Genomic DNA, 14,687 nt, shown 5'->3' on the forward strand with positions numbered 1-14,687 from the left:
GGTGATGAACTTCGGCACCAACAACCAGCTCGCCAGCGTCACCACCAACGGCAGCACCGCCACCTACGGCTTCGACCCCCGCGGCAACCTCACCGTCAAAGGCGCCCAGAGCTTCGGGTTCGACCTGGGCAACCGACTGAGCTGGTCCTCACAAGGCGGCAGCTACGCCTACGACGGGCTGGGCCGGCGCATCAAGATCGTCAGCAGCGACGGCTCCACGCGCATCCAGGTCTACAGCCAGGCCGGGCAACTGCTGTGGGCCACGAGCAGCGGCGGCCCCCGGCCCAGCAGCACCACGGGCTACATCTACCTGGGCGGCAAGCAGATCGCCGAAACCAACAGCGCCGCGGGCCTGCAGTACGTGCACACCGACGCCCTGGGCAGCCCGGTCGCGCACACCAACGGCTCAGCCGCGTTACTCAACCGCAGCCGCTTCGAGCCCTACGGCTACGTGGCCGCCGGCACCAAGCCCAGCGCCGGCACCAGCGTCGTGGGCTTCACGGGCCACGTCCAGGACGCCGAGACGGATCTCGTGTACATGCAGCAGCGGTACTACGAACCGATTGCGGGGAGGTTCCTCAGCGTGGATCCCGTGGTGGTGGATACAAATACGGGGAAGCTGTTCGGACGTTATTTTTATGCTGAAAATAGTCCTTATAAATATATCGATCCTAATGGCGCTGTCTCGACCATTATTGTCAATAATAATGGACGCATTATAGGCACTCACGCTGGCCTGCATGTTGGAAGCGGTAAATCTCAGGTTCTTTACGATCCCGGTGGCTCCTACAAGCAGCAGACAAAAGGCTCGGGGGATGCGCTTGGGGGTAAAGACGCTGATTTAAATCCATACGTCAAATATCAAAAAAGCGATGGACCAGCTGTGGAGGTGTTCTCGTTTGATACAACGTCCGAACAAGAGCAGGAAATCATGGACAGAATCGATGACCAAGGAGGATGTGCGCCCGGATTGTGCGCAACCTGCGTAGGAGCCGCCATACGCGGCATTGGTCCCTTTGCAAACTTGGGGAGCTCACTCACGCCTGCCGGTCTTGCAAGGGCATTAAGACAGCTACAAAAGCAAGAGGCGGAGAGAAAGAAGAGAGACCAAGAAGAGAAAAAGCGGCAGGAAAAGGAAAAGAAAGAAAACGAGACACCTAGAGATGGAGGTGCCAAATGAATGTTCGCCATGGTCAAAAACTGATCGTGCTACTTTTTCTTATTGGATTCGTTGTATACGTACTGTTTGATCCATTTGCCGACTTTGAAAAATCATTTCATCGCTTTTCTGCAAGTGTAAAACTTTATGTAATAGTCTCCGCGATCGCGGCCTCATTGTTGGTTTATTATTTTAGGCGCTATCGAGTCGTCTTTGCGATATTTCCGGCCGCGGCAATTGGTTTTGGTTATTTTGCATTTCTTGTTGTGCACAATGAAATGAGGCACGGTGTGGCGGCGGTTTTATTCGCTTCTTTTGTGTGGGCTGAGATTAACGTCAAGGCTTGGCTGTTGTCGATTGTATTTCTTGTGGCATCATATTTATTTTCTTCATCTTGGATGAGTAATTCTAATGCCGATAAGTCTTCCGATGTACGGTTTCTGATGTGAGAGCCTCGCAACGCCATCAAAACGATTTTGATGGTGAACGGGATTGGTCGCTGCCTCCGAAGGCTTCTGAAATTTCGGATGTTTAGAATTGATTAATGTCGAATCTGACTTTGTTGCTTGCCGTAGCCAGCGATGGCACATGCCCAAGCTCACGCGGTCGTCACCAAGTTTGGCTGGAAGTGGCTAACGGGGCGATCTCAAGCCTGAAATGCATTGGAGGGAAGGAAGTGCCCAAGCCGTCAGTCCGCCGAGTAGGCCAGCGCTCGAACCATCGCTATTCCGGCTTCACCCTCCTCGAACTCCTCGTCGTCATGGTCATCATCGGCCTGCTGGCGGGCTACGTCGGACCGAAGTTCTTCGGCCAGATCGGCAAGAGCGAGGTCAAGGCCACCAAGGCCCAGATCGACGCCCTGCAGAAGTCCCTGGACCAGTACCGCCTCGACGTCGGCCACTACCCGAGTACCGAACAAGGGCTGTCCGCCCTCGTGATCAAGCCCGCGGATGAGGCCAAGTGGGCCGGCCCCTACCTCTCCAAGGCCGTGCCCCAGGACCCCTGGGGCCACGACTACCAGTACCGCTCCCCGGGCGAGCACGGCGAGTACGACCTCCTGAGCTTCGGCCGCGACGGCCGCCCCGGCGGCGAGGGTGAAGACGCCGACCTCGTGTCCTGGTAGGTCCCACTCGTGCCGCAGTTCGAGATCCGCGTGCTGCGCGCGGGCGTCGTCAGCACCGAGCGCGTCGAGGCACCCGACCGGGCCGCCGTCGCCGCCGCCCTCGGTGTGCCACCCCAGCACGTGCTGGAAGCCCGCGAACTCGATGCACGCACGTCCGCCCGTGCCTGGCGCCGCCACGCCCGCTTCCCGCTGCAACTCTTCAGCCAGGAGCTGGCCGTCCTGCTCGATGCCGGCATCACGCTGCTCGACGCCCTCAACACCCTGCGCGAGAAGGAATCCCAACCCAACGTTCGAGCGGCGCTGGACGGGGTGATCAACCTCGTGGAGCAAGGCCAGCCGCTGTCCGCCGCGCTGCGCCAGCAGCCGCAGACCTTCGACGAACTCGTCTGCGCCATCGTGGCGGCCAACGAGAAGACCGGCCAGCTCTCCACGGCCCTGGCCCAGCACGCCCGCTATCTCGCCTGGGTGGACACCCTGCGCTCGCGGCTCGTCGCGGCCCTGGTCTACCCGCTGATGCTGCTGGCGGTCGGCTCGGCGGTCATCCTCTTCCTGCTGCTTTATGTGCTGCCGCGCTTCGCCGGCATCCTGGAAGCGACGAACGGCGAACTGCCGTGGGCGTCGCTCGTGCTCATCCACTTCGGCCAGACGGCCGGCGCCCACCCCGGCTGGGTGCTCGGCGGCATCGGCAGTGCCGCCTTCGCGCTCTACGCCCTGCTGCGGCAGCCGGCCGTGCGAACGCGCCTGCAATCCGCCGTGTGGACCATGCCGGGCCTCGGCCCGCGCCTGCGCGTGCTGGCGCTGGCGCGCCTGTATCGGTCGCTGGCCATGCTGCTCGCCTCCGGCGTGCCGGCGCTGCCGGCGCTGCGCATCGTCGTGGACGTCGTGGCGCTGCCCTGGCGGCCGGCGGTGCGGGCGGCTGCCGAGCAGGTCGAGCGCGGCGAGCGCCTGTCCACGGCATTCGACGCCCAGCACCTCGCCACCCCCGTGGCCCGCCGCATGCTGCGTGTGGGCGAGCGCAGCGGCGAGGTGGCGGCCATGCTGGAGCGCGCCGCCGCCTTCCACGACGAAGAGGCCGCGCGGCTGACCGAGCTGCTGTCCCGCCTCGTCAACCCGGCATTGATGCTCATCATGGGCGTGCTCATCGGCGGCATCATCGTCCTGATGTACCTGCCGATCTTCCAGCTCGTGGAGCAAGTCCAATGACGGCTTCGCTGGCGGATTGGCTGCCGGCCGAGCACGGCCCCTGGCGGCTGGACTTCGAGCAGTGGCCCCAGGCCCAGGCCCAGCGCTGGCGCGCCGTGCTGGCGGTGGGCGCCGGCGAGCGCCGTATGCTGCTGGCCGAGCGCGACGAAGACGCGATGCTGCTGCAGAGCGTGGAGTCGCGCCTCAAGGCCCCGGTCGGCTGGCAGCGCTGCTCGACCGAGGCGGTGACGCATTTTCTGGGCGCCGGCGAGGCGGACTTCCGTGCGCTGTCCGACGTCGAGGAGGCGCTGGCCACCGTCGAGGACCCGACGGAAGAGCTGTCGGTGCTCGCGCTCAGCGAACAGGCGAGCCCGGTCGTCCGCCTGCTCAACGCGACGATCTACGACGCGCTGCAGGACACCGCCTCCGACATCCACATCGAGTGCACGGCGCGTGGCGCCGCGATCCGGTTCCGTGTCGACGGCGTCATGGCCCTGGTGCGCCAGGTCGAGAGCCCGCAGGTGGCCGAGCAGCTCGTGTCGCGCCTGAAGGTGATGGCCGAGCTCGACATCGGCGAGCGGCGGCTGCCGCAGGACGGCCGCTTCAAGCTGCGCGTGCAGGGCCGCGACATCGACTTTCGGCTGTCCATCATGCCGAGCGTCTTCGGCGAGGACGCCGTCGTGCGCATCCTGGACCGTGCCGCCATCGCCCGCGCCGGTGCGCTGACGCTGGACGCCCTCGGCTTCGACGAGCAGGAGCGTGCGGCCATCCGCCACCAGGCGCGCCAGCCCCACGGCATGCTGCTCGTGACCGGCCCGACCGGCTCGGGCAAGACGACGACCCTCTACGCGACGCTGGCCGAGATCCACACCGGCACCGACAAGATCATCACCATCGAAGACCCGGTCGAGTACCAGCTCGCCGGCATCGTGCAGATCCCCGTCAACGAGAAGAAGGGCCTGACCTTCTCGCGCGGCTTGCGCTCCATCCTGCGCCACGACCCCGACCGCGTGATGGTGGGCGAGATCCGTGATGCCGAGACCGCGCAGATCGCCGTGCAGGCGGCGCTGACCGGCCACCTCGTCTTCAGCACCGTGCATGCGAACAACGCGTTCGACGTGATCGGCCGTTTCATGCACATGGGGCTGGACCTCTACAACGTCGTCTCGGCGCTGAACGCCGTGCTCGCCCAGCGCCTGGTGCGGCTGACGTGCGTGCACTGCGCCCAGCCCTTCGCGCCCGATCCGGCCCGGCCCGCCCGCCACGGCGTCACCAATGGCCGGTTCATGAGGGGCGAGGGCTGCGGCCATTGCCGCGGCACCGGCTACAAGGGCCGGCGCGCGGTGGCCGAACTGCTCAAGCTCGACGACGGCCTGCGCGACCTGATCGCCGGCCGCGCGCCGATGTCCGAGATCAAGGCCGCCGCCAAGGCCCGCGGCATGCGCCCCCTGCGCGAGATGGCGCTGGCCGCCGTCTGCCGCGGCGAGACCACCTTCGAGGAACTGGACCGTGTCACGCTCGATGAGTGAAGGCCTGCGCCGGCGCATCGCGGCGCGGCTGGCCCGTCCGCGGCGGCTCTTCGTCACCCCCGGCGGCAGCGAGCTGGAGGCCTGGTGCCGGGACCATCCCGGCACGGCCGTCGAACTCGTCGTCAGCGCGCGGGCCTTGCATGAACTGGTGGCCGAGCCCGGGCTGCCGCTGCGCGACCTGGATGCCGTCCAGGCCTATGCCGAACAGCAGTTCGCCCACTACTTCGGCGCCGCCGCGCAGCGCTTCGCCGTGGCGCCCTGGCTGCTGGGCGACGTGTGCGGCGCCTCGGCGCTGCACGGCATGGACCTGGCCTCCCTGCGAGCGCAGGCGGCAGCAGCGAGCGTGCGCGTGGCGGCCGTGCGCCCGGCATGGGCCGTGTGGCTGGCGTCGCTGCCCGCGGCAACCCGCGCCGGCAGCGGCTGCGTCGTCTGGCACGAGGAGGACGTGGCGGTCATCGTGCGGCTCGAACAGGGACGCGTGAGCGGCTTGCAGTCGCGGCGCGTCCATGCCCTGGATGACCTCGTGGAGCCGCCCCTGGCCGTGGGCACGCCCGCGAGCGACCTGGCGCCCCAACCGGGGCCGCCCACCCCACGACCGGACTTCCTGCCGCGCTCGGGCCGCTCGCCGCTCGCCTGGCCGCTCGCCCTCACCGGCGCTCTCGTGCTGGCGACGGCCGCCTGGAGTGCCGCCGAGAGCTACCGCGCCCTCGACGCGGCCCAGGCGGCGCGCGACCGTGTGACGCTGCTGCAGGCCGCCACGAAGCCGCCGCCGCGCCGGGCCGCGGCACAGCCGGCCGAGAACCGGGCCGCCGCCGAGGCCCGAGCCTCGCTCGGCATGCCCTGGGAGCCGCTGCTGTCTCGTGTGGAGACGGCCGGCGCCGACGCCAAGACCATTGCCTGGCTGGGGCTGGAGGCCAGCACCCGCGGCGAACTGCGGCTGGAGGGCCTGACGCCGGACAAGCTGCTCGCCTTGCAGCTGGCCGAACAACTCGGCAGCACGCCGGGCTGGCGGCAGGTCGTGCTGTCGCGCTTCTCGGCGGCCGAGGGCGGATTGACCGGACAGCGCTTCGAGATCAGCGCCCGCGTGCCGACCGGGAGCGGTTCATGAGGTCGGCACTCCTGAAGCTGCGCCGGGCCTTGGGCTGGCCTGGGTTTGCCGGGTTGTTCGCCCTGGTGCTGGCCGGGCTGGCCATCGCGGCCTCCGACCGCTGGGACCGTCAGGCCGCCGTGCTGCAGGCCGAGGCGAGGGCGCTGCGCGCCAAGGCGCGACCCGCCGCGGCAGCCGCGTCGGCGCCCGTCAGCGCCCAGCAATGGCAGGCCGCCCTGCCCAGCGCCCGCGACCGCCAGCAGCGCCTGGCCGACCTGCTCGAACTGGCCATCCGCATGGACCTCAACGGCTCGCGCACCGAGCACCGCCTCTCCACCAGCGAAGGCCTGGAGCGGCTGCGGGTCACGATGCCGCTGACCGGCAGCTATGCCCAGTTGCGGCGCTTCATCGGCGCGGCGCTGGAGCACGACCCGGCCCTCAGCCTGGATGCGATCAAGCTGCGGCGCGCCGGGCCCATGGCCGCGCAGGTCGAAGCCGAACTGCAATGGTCCTTGCATGGAAGGGCCCTGCCATGAAGCCGCAACCGCGCCAGCTCGTGCTCGGCAGCGCGCTCGTGGCGACCCTCGCGGCCACGGCCTGGGTGGCCACGCGGCCCGAAGAAGAGACGGCGACGGCCATGCCCGTGCGCCATCCCGCGCACGGGTCGACCGCCGAAGCAGCGTCCGCGACGCCGGCGGCATCAGCCGCTTCCGTGGCAGCCCCGACCGCCCCGGGGCGCCAGCCCTGGGACGAAGCCGACCCCGCCCAACTGGCGGCCTGGCAGCCGCCTCCTCCCCCGCCGCCTCCACCCGCACCGCCGCCAGCCGCCCCCGCGCCGCCGGCACCACCTCCGCCCCCCGTGGCGCCTGCCATGCCCTACCAGATGATCGGCCGCCTCTTCGAGGGCGAAGGCCCCAAGGCCGTCGAGATGGCGCTGCTGACCGGCCCGAGCCAGGTGCTCAGCGTCAAGCGCGGCGACGTCATCGACGGCCAGTGGCGCGTCGAGCAGGTCACGGCCAGCGGCGTCAACCTCACATGGCTGCCCGCCAAGCTCCCACAGAACATCGCCTTCCGGCCCGCCCCATGAAGCAGTTCCTCGTTCTCCTCAGCGTCGTGCTGCTCACCGCCTGTGCCAACCCGGCGTTGCGGCAGGCGGAAGACCTCGGCCGCAGCAACCAGTGGCCCGCCGCGCTGCGCGTGCTGGACGACGCCCTGGCCCAGGACCCGACCGACCCGCAACTGCGCGCGGCCCAGGTGCGCGCCCGCGAGCAGGCGACGGCGCGGCTGCTGATGCAGATCGAGGCCCTGCGCATCGCCCACCGCTGGGACGAGGCCAAGGCCCTGCTGACCCAGCTCGCGGCGGCCGATGCCAAGCATCCGCGGCTGGAGGCGCTGAACGCCGAGATCGAGCGGGGCCGCCGCCAGGAGACCCAGCTCGCCGCTGGCCGTGCGGCGTTGAAGGAGGGGCGCCTGGAGCGTGCCGAGGGCATTGCCAGCGACATCCTGGCCGAGTCTCCCCAGCACCCGGGGGCCCGGCTGCTGGCCAGCCAGGTGGCGCAGGCCCGGCCGCTGGAGTCCGCCGTGGGCGAGCTGGGGCCGGCCTTCCAGAAGCCGGTGACGCTCGAGTTCCGCGACGCGCCGCTGCGCCAGGTCTTCGAGGCGCTGGCCCGCGGCAGCAGCATCAATTTCGTGTTCGACAAGGACGTGCGCTCCGACGCCCGCGTGACGGTCTTTCTGCGCGGCGTGACGCTGGACGAGGCCCTGCGCGTCATCCTCAACACCCAGCAGCTCGACCGCAAGCTGCTTAACGACAGCACCGTGCTCGTCTTCCCGGCGACCAGCGCCAAGCAGCGCGAGCACCAGGAACTCATCACCCGCACCCTCTACCTGACCAACGCCGACGTCAAGCAGGTGCAGGCCATGGTCAAGACCATCGCCAAGGTGCGCGACATCCACATCGATGAGCGGCTGAACCTGCTCATCGTGCGCGACACGCCCGAGGTGGTGCGCCTCGTCGAGAAGCTCATCGCCACCGTCGACCTGCCGGAACCGGAGGTGATGCTCGAGGTCGAGGTGATGGAGCTGGCCACCGACCAGGTCGATGCCCTCGGGCTGCAGTGGCCCGAGGAGGTGCAGCTGGGCGTGAGCGACGCCTCGGGTCAGATTCCCTCGCGCGTGTTCATTGGCGGGCGCAACCCGTTCAACCTGCGCGCCAGCATCGCCAACCCGGCCATCGTCGCGACCCTGCGCGGCACGAGCGGCAACGTCAACCTGCTGGCCAACCCCAAGATCCGCGTGCGCAACCACGACAAGGCCAAGGTCCACATCGGCCAGAAGCTGCCGGTCTTCACGACGACGACCAACTTCACGGGCTCGACGTCCGTCGCCGCATCGGTGAGCTACCTCGACGTCGGCCTGAAGCTGGACGTGGAGCCCACCATCCAGCTCGATAACGACGTCATCATCAAGATCGGCCTGGAGGTGTCCAACACCATCCGCCAGGCCGTTGGCCCCGGCGGCACGACCGCCTACGAGATCGGCACCCGCACGACGGCCACCACGCTGCGCCTGGCCGACGGCGAGACCCAGGTGCTCGCCGGCCTCATCAACGACGAGGACCGCAAGTCCGCCGCCGGCATCCCGGGCCTGTCCCGCATCCCGGTGCTGGGCCGCCTCTTCGGGACGACGACGGACACCCGCAACAAGACCGAGGTGGTGCTGCTCATCACACCCCGCATCGTGCGCAACCTTGCCATCCCCGACGCCTCGCTTACGCGCCTGCCCAGCGGTACGGACGCCAGCCCGGGGGCCTTCAGCAGCCTGCTCAGGCGCGAGGCCAAGGCCGGCGTGGCGCTGAGCGGTGCAGCTGGCGGCGCCGCCACGGTGATCCCGTCGCTACCCGCACCGGTGGCGCCGCCCGCGGCAGCACCCGATGCCCCGGCGGGCCCGGCCGTGCCGGTCGATGCCGCGGCCGGGGAGGCCATCCTGAAGCTCGACGTCACGCCCCAGGTCCCCGCCGGCGGCACCGTCGCGGTGGCCCTGAGGAATGAGAGCGGCCTGCAGATGAAGGCGGAGCTGGAGTACGACCCGGCCCGCCTCGCGCCGGCGCAGCCGTCGGCGAACGCCGCGCCGGGGCGCTATCCGCTGGTGCTGCCACCGCGCGGGGAGCGTGTCGTCGTGCTGCGTGCCTTGCCAGCCGCGACCGGGCAGGCGTTGAACATCCAGGTGAGCGGCCTCTCGGCCAGCGGGCCCAACGGGCAGGCTTCGCCGGTCCGGCTCGAGGGCACCGGCTTGCTCACCGTGGGCGCTGCCCGTTAGCGTCTGCCATGCGCGAGCGCGGCTTCACGTTGATCGAGATGCTGGTGGTGCTGGCCATGCTGGCCGTGCTCGCCTCGGCCGCCCGGCCGCTGCTGGAGCTGTCGGTGCAGCGCACTCGGGAACATGAATTGCGGCAGGCCCTGCGCAGCTTGCGTGACGCGCTGGATGCCTACAAGCGCACCGCGGATTCGGGCTCCATCGCGCTGAGCCCCGAGGACAGCGGTTACCCGAAGTCGCTGCAGCAGTTGGTCGACGGCGTGACGGACGCCAAGTCGCCGAATGGGCGGCGCATCTACTTCCTGCGCCGGCTGCCGCGGGATCCGTTCGCACCCGCGGAGCTGCCCGCGGCCGAGACCTGGGGCGTGCGAGCCTATGACAGCCCTGCGGACGATCCGCGACCGGGCCGGGACGTGTACGACGTGTTCTCTCGCTCCGAGCGCAAGGCGCTGGACGGCAGCCGGCTCAAGGACTGGTGATGAAGAAGGCCCGCGGCTTCACGCTGATCGAGCTGATGGTGGTGATGGCCATCGTGGCGCTGCTGGCGTCCATCGCGGCGCCGCGGTATTTCCGGTCGCTGCAAAAGAGCAAGGAGACGGCGCTGCTGCAGTCGCTCACGACGATGCGCGACGCCATCGACCAATACGCCGCGGACAAGGGGCGGTATCCGGACTCGCTGCAGGAGTTGGCCGACGCGCGCTACATCCGCGGCATTCCGGAGGACCCATTGACCGGCAGCAGGCAGACGTGGGTGGAACTGCCGCCGCCGTCGGACATGCAGGCAGCGGGGCAGCTGTGGGATGTGCACAGCGGCGCGCCTGGGCAGAGCGCGGATGGGCGGTCGTATGCGGACTGGTGAAAAGGCCGGATTCGCAGCGACGCAGCGGGGGTACAGCTACCTGGTCGTGCTTTTCCTCGTCGCGCTGACGGCCGCCGCTCTGGCCGGCCTTGGGCAGGCGTGGAGCACGGCGGCGCAGCGGGAGAAAGAGCGCGAACTGGAGTTCCGAGGACGGGCGATCGCCGCGGCGATTGCGAGTTACCAGCGGGCGGGGCGGTCCGGGCCGGGAGAGTTGCCGCGCAGCCTGGACGATCTGCTCGAGGACCGGCGCGACGTGATCGTCAGGCACCACCTGCGCAAGCGGTATGTGGATCCGTTCACGGGGGAGGCGGATTGGGAGTTGATTCCGGCTCCGGGGGATGCGTCGCGCTTTTATGGCGTGCGCAGCAGATCGACGAGTCTGCTGCTTCGCCAAGCGCAGCCAGGCGTTTCGCCCGTGCAAAAGGCATGCGACCGGAAATTTCTGGCCCCGATGTTCGGCATGCCGCTTGCCGACATCTCGCCTCACACTTGAATGCCCGCGCGCGTCTTCTGAACCGTCAAAGCACCGCCGGCGCCAGCAGCCGGATGGTGCCTTCCTCGGCATCCATCTCGGCCGGGGCGCCCACCGGCACGGTCAGCTTGCGCTTGATGTGGCCGATGGCGGCGCCGCGGAAGACGGGCACGTTCAGCGGCAGGAAGTAGTCGTCGAAGACCTCGTCCAGCGTCAGGCTGCCGTAGCCGTCGCCCGGCTCGCATTTGGTGAAGCGGCCCAGCACCACGCCGGCCACCTGCGACAGCGCGCCGGCCAGGCGCAGCGTCGAGAGGCAGCGGTCGATGCGGTAGATGTATTCGTTGATGTCCTCGAGGAAGAGCAGGGCGCCGCGGCAGTCGGGGAAGTAGGGCGTGCCGGCCAGCGAGGCCAGCACCGTCAGGTTGCCGCCCACGAGCCGGCCCTGGGCCTTGCCGGGGCGGATGGTGGCGATGCGCTCCTCGCGGGCGACGAGGTCGTCGGCCGGCTTGACCACCGGGTTGCGCAGCACGGCGGCCTCGGCGTTCATGGCCACGGCCTTGAAGTTCTGCACCGAGTAGTCGTTCCATTCGGAGCCGGCCACCGGGCAGTGGAAGCTGACGAGGCCGGTCTGGCGCTGGATGGCGTTGACCAGGCTGGTGAGGTCGCTGAAGCCGCCGAAGAACTTGGGCCGGCGGCGGATGAGGCCGTAGTCCAGCTTGTCGACGATGCGGTTGCAGCCCGAGCCGCCCGTCATCGCCAGGATGCCCGCGACCGAGTCGTCAGCGAACATGGCGTTGATGTCGGAGGCGCGTTCGGTGTCGGTGCCGGCGAAGGGGCCGCGCCGCGCGGCGACGAACTCGCCCGGCTTGACCTTGAAGCCCAGGGCCTGCAGCGATTCGATGGCGATCTTCAGCGGCTCCCGCTCGAAGGTGGCGTTGGCGGGGCTGACCAGGCCGAGCGTGTCGCCGGGGCGCAGGCGCGGCGCTCGCAGCGGCCCTTCGGCGGCGAGCGCGGGCCGGGCGGCCAGCAGCCCGGCCGCGGCGGCGCTGAAGTGCAGGAGTTGGCGGCGGGAAGCGGGCATGGCTGGGGTCCTCGTTGGAGCGGGGTCGCGCGGCATTGTGGCCGTCCGGCGGCCGTCGAGGGGATGCCGATTGCGAGGGCAGCCATGCCGTCGGCCTCTCGGGGCCGCGCTGAGGTCCAATGCGCGCATGACCGCCGACCTGCCCCCGCTGCCCCCTCTCGAACCCGGCCGCTACCGCCACTACAAGGGCGGCGAGTACGAGGTGCTCGCCGTCGCCCGCCACAGCGAGACGCTGGAGGCCGTGGTGGTCTACCGCCCGCTCTACAACGACAGCGGCTGGTGGGTCAGGCCGTATGCCATGTTCGTCGAGCGGGTGGTGGCCGGCGGCGTGGAGCGCCCGCGCTTCGAGCGCCTGCCCTGACGGCGCCATGCGTGCCAGCCGCCTGCTGTCCATCCTCATCCTGCTGCAGCTGCGCCCGCAGATCACGGCGCCGGCGCTGGCGCGGGAGTTCGAGGTGTCGGTGCGCACCATCCTGCGCGACATCGACGAGCTGTCGGCGGCCGGCGTGCCGGTCTATGCCGAGCGCGGGCGCGGGGGCGGCTTCCGGCTGCGCGAGGGTTTCGCCACGCGGCTGAACGGCCTGCTCGGCGACGAGGCCCAGGCCCTGCCGCTGCTGGGCCTGCCCGGTGCGGCCAGCGAGCTGGGCCTGGGCAGTGCCTCGCAGCGCCTCAAGCTCAAGCTGCAGTCGGCGCTGCCGGGCGATTCGGCGGCCCTGGCGGGCCGGCTGCAGGCGCGGCTGCATGTCGACCCTCTGGACTGGTACCAGGGCGGCGAGCCGGCGCCCCAGTTGCCGGCCCTGGCCCAGGCCGTGCTGGAGTGCCGCCGCGTGCGGCTGGACTACCTGAGCTGGAAGGGCGAACGGCGCTGGCAGGCGGAGCCTCTCGGCCTCGTGCTCAAGGGCGGCAGCTGGTATGCCGTGGTGCGGGCCGGCGCGCGGACGATGATGCTCAAGGTGGCCAACATCCAGGCCCTGCAGGTCGCTGACGAGACCTTCGAGCGGCCCGGCGACTTCGAGCTGGCCGCCTGGTGGCAGGCCTCGCTGCAGCGCTTCGAGCGCGAGCTCCGGCCGGGACGGGCGGTGCTGCGCCTGACGGCCGAGGGGCGCCGACGCCTCGCCGAGAAAGGCCGTTATGCCGCCGAGGCCGTCGCCGCGGCGGTGGCCGAGAAGCCGGCCGGGCCGCGCGCCTGGGCGAGGGTGGAGCTGCCCATCGAGGGCGTGGACCAGGCGGCGCGGCTGGCGATGTCGCTGGCGCCCGAGGTCGAGGTGCTGGAGCCCGCCGAGGTGCGCGAGCGGGTCGCGCAGTGGGCGCGCGAGCTGACCCGGCGCCACCGCGGCGGCGGCGCCTGAGCGGACTTCAGAGCACGCGCGGCAGGTCGCGCCGGACGGCGACGCGGTCGCCGAAGTCGAAGTGCCACCACTCGGTGGCGATGCCGTGGAAGCCGGCCTCGCGCATGGCCGCGCGCAGCCAGCCGCGCTCGACGAGGTGGGCCGCCGTGAGCCCGCCCTGGGCCAGGTGCTCGGCCTCGTGATCGGGGTGGGAGGCGAGGGTCATCTCGTCGAAGCCGCTGCCCATGTCGACCTCGCGGCCGGCCGGGTCGAGCAGCGTGAGGTCCACCGCCATGCCGAAGCTGTGGATGGAGCCGCGCTCCGGGTGGGCGAGGTACATCGTCAGCGGCGTGCCCTGGAGTTCGTCCCACAGGCGCTGCTGCACGCGCTGCGGGCGCAGGGCGTCGAGCACGAGCAGGCGGTAGCCGGGACGGCGGTCGTGAAGCCAGGCGGCGGCATGCTCCAGGGCCGCGGCGGCCTCGCGGCGCAGCCAGCGGCAGTCGATGCCCTGGTAGACCGGGTGGCCGACGAAGTTGTCGGCCGTGGCGTAGCGCAGGTCCACGGCGATGCCGTGGCCGAGGTCGTCCAGGCGCCGGAACTCCGGGTGCGTGGCAATGTCTTCGATGCGGATGGAGTTCAAGGCAGTCGGGAGAGGTGCTCGTGGGCGGCGGCGGTGATGAACTTGACGAGGCGGCGCGAGGCCTGGCCCAGCGGCGCGCTGGCGGCGCTGAGCAGGTAGAGCTGCACGGGCACGGTGGGCGTCAGCGGCCGGATGCGGACCTTGCCGAGGTCGGCGCTGGCGGCGGTGAAGGGGTCCACCAGCGTCATGCCCACGCCGGCTTCGACGAGGGCGCGGGCGAGCTGGTAGGTCTGCACGGTGATGCGGCTGGCCAGCGGCTGGCCCAGGGCCTCGCCGGCATGGTGCAGCAGGCCGGCCAGCGGGTCGTCGCTGTGCAGCCCGACGATCTCGGTGCGGATGTCGGCCAGGCCGAGCGGCCCTTCGCCCTTGGCCTCGGGGCTGCCCAGCGGGCACAGGGCCACCATGGCGCCGCCGGCGATGGCCTCGGCCTTGATGCCGGGGTGGCGCGGGTCCTGCAGGGACAGGGCGAGGTCGGCCTCGCCCAGCAGCAGGGCCGAGACGATCTCCCGGGTGTGGTGGGTGGCCAGCGAACAGCTGGCGTTGGGGAAGGCCTTGCACCAGGGCGTCATGGCGGCCGGCACGATGGCCATGGCCAGGGCCGGCGTGGCCACGAGGCGCACCTGCTCGCTCTCGCCGCTCTTGAGGTTGGCGGCCAGGCGGCGGATGCCGACGAGGTCGCGGTTGAGCTTGTCGATCTCGACGAAGAGGCGCTGGGCCTCGGGCGTCGGGTAGAGCTTGCCGCGCACGCGGTCGAACAGGGGCATGCCGAGCTGCAGCTCGCAGTGCTGCAGCACCTTGGTGACGGCAGGCTGGGAGATGTGCAGCAGCTGGGCGGCGCCGCTGATGGTGCCGGCCTGCATGATGGCGTGGAAGACTTCGATGTGCCTCAGACGCACGGCTCGCTCCTCGGCT

The 14,687-nt window shown here is 69.9% G+C and carries 17 protein-coding genes; 14 read left to right on the top strand and 3 right to left on the bottom strand.

The window, feature by feature from the left end:
* The 12 genes from LXT12_RS07365 to LXT12_RS07420 form a co-directional block, all read left to right on the top strand.
* Positions 1-1,180 (top strand): RHS repeat-associated core domain-containing protein (locus tag LXT12_RS07365; protein ID WP_233390827.1); only part of this gene is annotated, 1,180 nt, incomplete at its 5' end.
* Positions 1,177-1,608 carry a hypothetical protein gene (locus LXT12_RS07370; RefSeq protein WP_233390828.1) on the top strand — a complete coding sequence of 144 codons (432 nt, stop codon included), beginning with the start codon at positions 1,177-1,179 and terminating at the stop codon, positions 1,606-1,608. The genes LXT12_RS07365 and LXT12_RS07370, both read left to right, overlap by 4 nt.
* 227 nt (positions 1,609-1,835) lie before the next feature.
* Positions 1,836-2,282 (top strand): type II secretion system major pseudopilin GspG, encoded by a 447-nt coding sequence (gspG, locus tag LXT12_RS07375; RefSeq protein WP_233390829.1) that lies wholly within the window; start codon positions 1,836-1,838, stop codon positions 2,280-2,282.
* A gap of 9 nt (positions 2,283-2,291) precedes the next feature.
* Positions 2,292-3,485 carry a type II secretion system F family protein gene (locus tag LXT12_RS07380; RefSeq protein ID WP_233390830.1) on the top strand — a complete coding sequence of 398 codons (1,194 nt, stop codon included), beginning with the start codon at positions 2,292-2,294 and terminating at the stop codon, positions 3,483-3,485.
* Positions 3,482-4,993 (top strand): GspE/PulE family protein, encoded by a 1,512-nt coding sequence (locus LXT12_RS07385; protein ID WP_233390831.1) that lies wholly within the window; start codon positions 3,482-3,484, stop codon positions 4,991-4,993. The genes LXT12_RS07380 and LXT12_RS07385 overlap by 4 nt, the downstream gene beginning before the upstream one ends.
* Positions 4,986-6,101, top strand: coding sequence for a hypothetical protein (locus tag LXT12_RS07390; RefSeq protein ID WP_233390832.1), 1,116 nt, complete (start codon positions 4,986-4,988; stop codon positions 6,099-6,101). The genes LXT12_RS07385 and LXT12_RS07390 overlap by 8 nt, the downstream gene beginning before the upstream one ends.
* A complete protein-coding gene (locus LXT12_RS07395) occupies positions 6,098-6,616 on the top strand; it encodes a hypothetical protein (protein WP_233390833.1) in 519 nt (172 codons plus the stop codon). Before LXT12_RS07390 ends, LXT12_RS07395 begins: the two co-directional genes overlap by 4 nt.
* Positions 6,613-7,167, top strand: coding sequence for a hypothetical protein (locus LXT12_RS07400; RefSeq protein WP_233390834.1), 555 nt, complete (start codon positions 6,613-6,615; stop codon positions 7,165-7,167). Before LXT12_RS07395 ends, LXT12_RS07400 begins: the two co-directional genes overlap by 4 nt.
* Positions 7,164-9,398 (top strand): secretin N-terminal domain-containing protein, encoded by a 2,235-nt coding sequence (locus tag LXT12_RS07405; protein WP_233390835.1) that lies wholly within the window; start codon positions 7,164-7,166, stop codon positions 9,396-9,398. The genes LXT12_RS07400 and LXT12_RS07405 overlap by 4 nt, the downstream gene beginning before the upstream one ends.
* Positions 9,399-9,406: 8 nt before the next feature.
* Complete coding sequence (locus LXT12_RS07410) at positions 9,407-9,874, top strand: type II secretion system protein (protein ID WP_233390837.1); 468 nt, start codon at positions 9,407-9,409, stop codon at positions 9,872-9,874.
* Positions 9,874-10,254 (top strand): type II secretion system protein, encoded by a 381-nt coding sequence (locus LXT12_RS07415; protein ID WP_233390839.1) that lies wholly within the window; start codon positions 9,874-9,876, stop codon positions 10,252-10,254. The genes LXT12_RS07410 and LXT12_RS07415 overlap by 1 nt, the downstream gene beginning before the upstream one ends.
* Positions 10,255-10,300: 46 nt before the next feature.
* Positions 10,301-10,747: a hypothetical protein gene (locus tag LXT12_RS07420; RefSeq protein WP_233390840.1), complete on the top strand. Its 447-nt coding sequence runs from the start codon at positions 10,301-10,303 to the stop codon at positions 10,745-10,747.
* A 25-nt stretch (positions 10,748-10,772) separates the two neighbouring features.
* Here the strand turns inward: LXT12_RS07420 and LXT12_RS07425 are convergent, their stop codons facing one another.
* Positions 10,773-11,807, bottom strand: coding sequence for a S66 peptidase family protein (locus LXT12_RS07425; RefSeq protein WP_233390842.1), 1,035 nt, complete (start codon positions 11,805-11,807; stop codon positions 10,773-10,775).
* Between the two features lie 127 nt (positions 11,808-11,934).
* On the opposite strand from LXT12_RS07425, the gene LXT12_RS07430 reads away from it, so the two are divergent.
* Positions 11,935-12,168, top strand: coding sequence for a DUF1653 domain-containing protein (locus LXT12_RS07430; protein ID WP_233390843.1), 234 nt, complete (start codon positions 11,935-11,937; stop codon positions 12,166-12,168).
* A 7-nt stretch (positions 12,169-12,175) separates the two neighbouring features.
* The gene (locus LXT12_RS07435) at positions 12,176-13,156 is read left to right on the top strand and encodes a helix-turn-helix transcriptional regulator (RefSeq protein ID WP_233390844.1); all 981 of its coding nucleotides are present in this window, start codon (positions 12,176-12,178) and stop codon (positions 13,154-13,156) included.
* A gap of 7 nt (positions 13,157-13,163) precedes the next feature.
* Here the strand turns inward: LXT12_RS07435 and LXT12_RS07440 are convergent, their stop codons facing one another.
* Both LXT12_RS07440 and LXT12_RS07445 read right to left on the bottom strand, forming a co-directional pair.
* A complete protein-coding gene (locus LXT12_RS07440; protein ID WP_233390845.1) occupies positions 13,164-13,775 on the bottom strand; it encodes a M15 family metallopeptidase in 612 nt (203 codons plus the stop codon).
* Positions 13,772-14,671, bottom strand: a complete 900-nt coding sequence (locus tag LXT12_RS07445) for a LysR family transcriptional regulator (RefSeq protein ID WP_233390846.1) — start codon at positions 14,669-14,671, stop codon at positions 13,772-13,774. Before LXT12_RS07445 ends, LXT12_RS07440 begins: the two co-directional genes overlap by 4 nt.
* Positions 14,672-14,687 lie beyond the last annotated feature (16 nt).

Source organism: Pelomonas caseinilytica, from assembly GCF_021353235.1.
In the GTDB taxonomy this organism is placed as follows: Bacteria; Pseudomonadota; Gammaproteobacteria; order Burkholderiales; family Burkholderiaceae_C; genus Pelomonas; species Pelomonas caseinilytica.

Bases quoted from the DNA above. Each gene is read 5' to 3' on its own strand.
- LXT12_RS07390 (WP_233390832.1), top strand. From the start codon at position 4,986: ATGAGTGAAGGCCTGCGCCGGCGCATCGCGGCGCGGCTGGCCCGTCCG.
- LXT12_RS07435 (WP_233390844.1), top strand. From the start codon at position 12,176: ATGCGTGCCAGCCGCCTGCTGTCCATCCTCATCCTGCTGCAGCTGCGC.
- LXT12_RS07405 (WP_233390835.1), top strand. From the start codon at position 7,164: ATGAAGCAGTTCCTCGTTCTCCTCAGCGTCGTGCTGCTCACCGCCTGT.
- LXT12_RS07385 (WP_233390831.1), top strand. From the start codon at position 3,482: ATGACGGCTTCGCTGGCGGATTGGCTGCCGGCCGAGCACGGCCCCTGG.
- LXT12_RS07410 (WP_233390837.1), top strand. From the start codon at position 9,407: ATGCGCGAGCGCGGCTTCACGTTGATCGAGATGCTGGTGGTGCTGGCC.
- LXT12_RS07395 (WP_233390833.1), top strand. From the start codon at position 6,098: ATGAGGTCGGCACTCCTGAAGCTGCGCCGGGCCTTGGGCTGGCCTGGG.
- LXT12_RS07425 (WP_233390842.1), bottom strand. From the start codon at position 11,807: ATGCCCGCTTCCCGCCGCCAACTCCTGCACTTCAGCGCCGCCGCGGCC.
- LXT12_RS07400 (WP_233390834.1), top strand. From the start codon at position 6,613: ATGAAGCCGCAACCGCGCCAGCTCGTGCTCGGCAGCGCGCTCGTGGCG.
- LXT12_RS07415 (WP_233390839.1), top strand. From the start codon at position 9,874: ATGAAGAAGGCCCGCGGCTTCACGCTGATCGAGCTGATGGTGGTGATG.
- LXT12_RS07430 (WP_233390843.1), top strand. From the start codon at position 11,935: ATGACCGCCGACCTGCCCCCGCTGCCCCCTCTCGAACCCGGCCGCTAC.
- LXT12_RS07370 (WP_233390828.1), top strand. From the start codon at position 1,177: ATGAATGTTCGCCATGGTCAAAAACTGATCGTGCTACTTTTTCTTATT.